This window comes from Microbulbifer sp. 2205BS26-8 (assembly GCF_030731025.1).
In the GTDB taxonomy this organism is placed as follows: domain Bacteria; phylum Pseudomonadota; class Gammaproteobacteria; order Pseudomonadales; family Cellvibrionaceae; genus Microbulbifer; species Microbulbifer spongiae.
Genome location: NZ_JAVAMR010000089.1, coordinates 1 through 4,008 on the forward strand (window position 1 = coordinate 1; position 4,008 = coordinate 4,008).

The following is a 4,008-nucleotide window of genomic DNA, read 5'->3' on the forward strand; positions in this document are numbered from 1 at the left end:
GTAGAGTAAGAGGCAGGGCGTAGTCGAACTATCTCCCTGCCTCTCCTCTCCGAACCGGACGTGCATCTTTCAGCGCATCCGGCTCTCCATTTAAGCGCTGGCGAATGCCATTGCCACTTCAGGAAAGCGTGAAGTCCATGTGTTCCGAGGCTCAGTCCTCAGGTACGGATTGCCTTCGGGAAGGCGCCAGCGGAACCGCCGGCTACCCCGCCCGACAAGCCGGTACAAGATGGCACCACAGAAGTGTCCCTGATTTGTCTTGCCGTACAGCACCCACGTCTTACTTTGACCCGAGGCCGGAGCTTTGCACCAGTGACGTATCAGTGGCTTCAGCCGAGAGCGATGTTTCCGCCCCAGCCAGTGAGCCAGTTTCCAGAACGCGACTCTGTCAATATGACTGAATATCTTGGCTTTGAAGTCAACGAACTGATAGAACGCTGACCAGCCTTTCAGCTTCCGATTGACGGTCTCAATCATATCAATCTTGCTTTCGCTGTAGTTGCCTGACAGTAGAGCCGTTAACGAGGCAGCAAAGTTTCTCGCCTTCTCTCGGGGTATCGTTGTGACCACTCGCTGGTCGCCATAGCGACTCCGTTTGCGAATGATTCGGTGCCCCAGGAAGACAAAGCCATCATTGACATGAGTGATCTTCGTCTTCTCCATGTTTAATGTCAGCTTGAGAGCTCCCTGCAGCATTTGTCGGCATTCTTCTCGGATGTCTTCCGCCTGCGCCTTAGTGCCTTTGACAATAATGACAAAGTCATCGGCATAGCGACAGTAAGCGACCGCTGGCTTCCATTGCCAGTTTTCGCGTACAGCGGTGCTGCGACCTTTCTGGATACTGTTATTCCAGTACCATCTGTCTTTCCGGGCCTTCTTGCCCAGGTAGTGCTCATCCAGGTACTGGTCGAACTCATGCAGCATAATATTCGACAGTATTGGTGAGATAACACCGCCTTGGGGCACTCCTTGGCTAGCCGCCCGGAAGAGCACGGCATCGATGTGCCCAGCCTTTATGAATCGCCACAGGAGGTTCAGAAATCGCTTGTCTGAGATCCTGCGGCGTACTGCCTTCATAAGTAGCCGGTGATGCACGGTATCAAAGTAGCTGGAAAGATCCCCCTCTATGACCCATCGTCCCCGAGTTTCCCGGTTATCCGTCAGTTGCAGTTTCACCGTGCGAATCGCGTGGTGGACGCTACGCTCTGGGCGGAAGCCATAGGAGAGCGAATGGAAGTCACTTTCCCATATGGGCTCCATGGCCATTAACAGGGCTCGCTGGACAATACGGTCGCGCAGAGTTGGGATTCCCAGTGGTCGCTGCTTGCCACCGGCTTTGGGGATGTAGACCCGTTGGGCCGGCTGCGGTTGGTATGTATCCTCAAGCAATTCTTCCCTGATTTGCTCCAGAACACCCGACAATTTGGCCTGCAGAGTTGACTTGGTCTCCCCATCTATCCCTGGTGTGTTGGCGCCTTTGGATGACAGCGTGATCCGAGCCGCTTCTGCCAGCCAGTTGGGGTGTGCTATCAGGCGCAGCAGCCTGTCTACCCGCCGGGTTGAGTCGGCCGTTGCCCAAGTGGCAAGCTTGCGTTGCATTTCGCTGATTATCAAAGGTCTTCACCTTACTTGGTCAGGTAGTTTGCTTGGCAAACACGTTTAAACTGCTCCCCTTCGTCATGTAATGGGCTTTCCCCATCGCGGACTACTACGGGAACTCCGCCAGTCAATGCGGCATCAGGGTCATGCCCCCTTGGCATCCGTCATCAACCTTCCCCGGTTTACCGATCTGGACTCGAACATGTTGGGGAGGCTGCCCATCGCACTCTTTACCCTTGCTGTCTGCAAGTTGACAGGAAGCAGCAGGCCGTTCTGTGATGGGTGCTGCTGGCCCGGAACCCGGCCTACCTGTCCAAGTTCCTTTGTTTGGCAGCGCCTACATATCGAGCTGCCTCACCTCCCTGTACGGCCTATTAGGTCACGTAGGCCGTGGTGACGTTTCAACCCTCAGAGGCGGATTAATGGGTTCATGTTCTTCAGCCTTCCAACACTCAGCCTAGAGGATCATCTTGGCTTAGTGACCTCGCCTCAATCCCCGTTGTCAGCGGGTTACATCACCCTGTGGGCATACCACAGGTCACTGCCGCTCAGGCTCTCCACCCTCACAGTGGGAGGGATTGACTGGTTGCTTCATCCTGAAGCACCTCGCCAACATTCCAGATAGACTCGTGGCTCCTTTGAGCATCCGTACTCGCCCTGAGCTCCGGGCACACCATAGGTTATGTCGGCCACCCAAAGCTGGTTGGGGCGTTCTGCCGTAAACTCGCGATTCACCAGATCCAGCGGCTTGTTGGCCAGCCCATCCGGGATAGTCGTAACGCAACGTTTGCCTCTTCGAACACCTTCCAATTGCAGTACCTTCATCAGCCGTTCAACTGTGCAGCGGGCGACCTTTACGTCCTCGCGGTTAAGCTGCTTCCAGACCTTGCGTGCACCATAGGCGCGGTGGTTTTCTTCGTAGACCCGCTGGATCTCAGGCTTCAGCTCATCGTCACGTTGAGCGCGCGCACAGCGTTGCTCTGGATTGGCCTGTAGATGCTTGCAGAGGTAGAAGGTCGACGGTGCAATCGGCAGAACCTCACAGATTGACTCGACACCGTGCGCCTCACGTTCCTGGTCAATGAATGCCACCATTACTTCGGTTTGCGGTCGAGCTCCGCCTGGGCGAAAAAAGCGGCAGCCTTGCGCAAGATCTCGTTAGCGCGTTTCAGCTCACGGACTTCGCGCTCCAGCTCTTTGAGGCGGGCTGCGTCGCTGCTGGTGGTGCCGGGTTTAGTACCATTGTCGACTTCCATCTTGTTGACCCATGATCGTAGGGTCTCGGGTGTGCAGCCGATCTTGGAAGCGATAGATGTGATCGCTGCCCAGCGTGATTGGTGCTCGTGCTCGCCGGTCAACACCATGCGAACTGCGCGTTCCCGTACCTCGGGAGAGTATCCAGGTCGTTTGCTCATTGGCTAATTCTCTCAAGAAAGTTAGCCTCCGAGAAACCCGGGGGGATTCATTAACGAGCTTCGGGCACTGATGTCGGGATCTGCTGAGTGCGATGAGCCATTGTTTTAGCGCTTACATTCCAATGCATAAACCAGGCTCAATTAGCTCCAGAAAATCAGCGGGTGTTCATCACCTATCTTGCCCACAAAGCCAGATATGGTTAGACGCTGGCCAGCAACAACTTTACGAATAGCGTGGATACAGGCAGTATTGATCAGAATAAGGTCACCTACTTTCGGAGTAATCGTAATAGATTCCTTAGGCAGAATATCACGTTTGTAGCCGTAACTACCCTTAGCTGTATCTGAAAATTGCTCGTATTCACTATCTTTGATAACTTTGTCCCAGATTTCCAACTCGCCGCCCTGGTGAGAGTTTGTCAGAAAAATGTTGACACCAATTTGACTCTTTAAATGGATAGCAGGGTTGTGGTCTTTAAGTTCGCGATTGAGCAAGTCTTGGTGTGGTAATCCTTCACTGCCCTCGGGCCATAATCGAGAAATACCAAATGGGGCGGGCATATCTAGCATACTCATTGGCTTGGCACCCATCGACCAACACTGGCAAAGTGTTTGGCACAATAAGTCAATAGGTGAGGGGAAGGGAGAACTTATCTGTCTTAAGTGATCTTGGAGTACACTTCCCCGTTCAAAATATCTTCGTTGACGATCGCTATCACGGCTTGCGGCCCAAAAGGAATCGATATTACTCAGATAGATACCAGACCCTGAAGACGGGTCAATTTCTTGCAGAAGACCTTGTGCGATAGTACTACAGTGATTGGGGTGGTAGAAATTGGGTATCCGGATAACAATATAGTCACGTTTAAATAGATGAAGAAGATGGTCTTGGGTTAATGTTTCTAGGATTTTGAATTTTTCTTGCATAAGTATCAAAATGCTTTAAGTCTTAATTGATGATATTAATTTTCTATGTCAAAAATATGAAACGCGG

Annotated in this window: 2 protein-coding genes, 1 pseudogene and 1 other annotated feature; all 3 genes and pseudogenes read right to left on the bottom strand. The window is 52.6% G+C overall.

Features of this window, described 5'->3' with window-relative positions; translation table 11 throughout:
* Positions 1-90: 90 nt before the first annotated feature.
* The 3 genes and pseudogenes from ltrA to Q5Y71_RS16405 all read right to left on the bottom strand — a co-directional run bounded on the left by ltrA (position 91) and on the right by Q5Y71_RS16405 (position 3,941).
* Positions 91-1,614 carry a group II intron reverse transcriptase/maturase gene (gene ltrA / locus Q5Y71_RS16395; protein ID WP_371877090.1) on the bottom strand — a complete coding sequence of 508 codons (1,524 nt, stop codon included), beginning with the start codon at positions 1,612-1,614 and terminating at the stop codon, positions 91-93.
* A gap of 660 nt (positions 1,615-2,274) precedes the next feature.
* Positions 2,275-3,014: pseudogene (locus Q5Y71_RS16400) on the bottom strand (IS3 family transposase); the annotation flags it as partial.
* Positions 2,620-2,736, bottom strand: a sequence feature (AL1L pseudoknot). (Overlaps the previous pseudogene by 117 nt.)
* A gap of 141 nt (positions 3,015-3,155) precedes the next feature.
* Positions 3,156-3,941, bottom strand: a complete 786-nt coding sequence (locus Q5Y71_RS16405) for a 2OG-Fe(II) oxygenase (RefSeq protein WP_306043162.1) — start codon at positions 3,939-3,941, stop codon at positions 3,156-3,158.
* Positions 3,942-4,008 lie beyond the last annotated feature (67 nt).

What these genes read in the sequence shown, in the direction of transcription:
- Q5Y71_RS16405 (WP_306043162.1), bottom strand. Translation starts at nt 3,941, where the DNA reads ATGCAAGAAAAATTCAAAATCCTAGAAACATTAACCCAAGACCATCTT.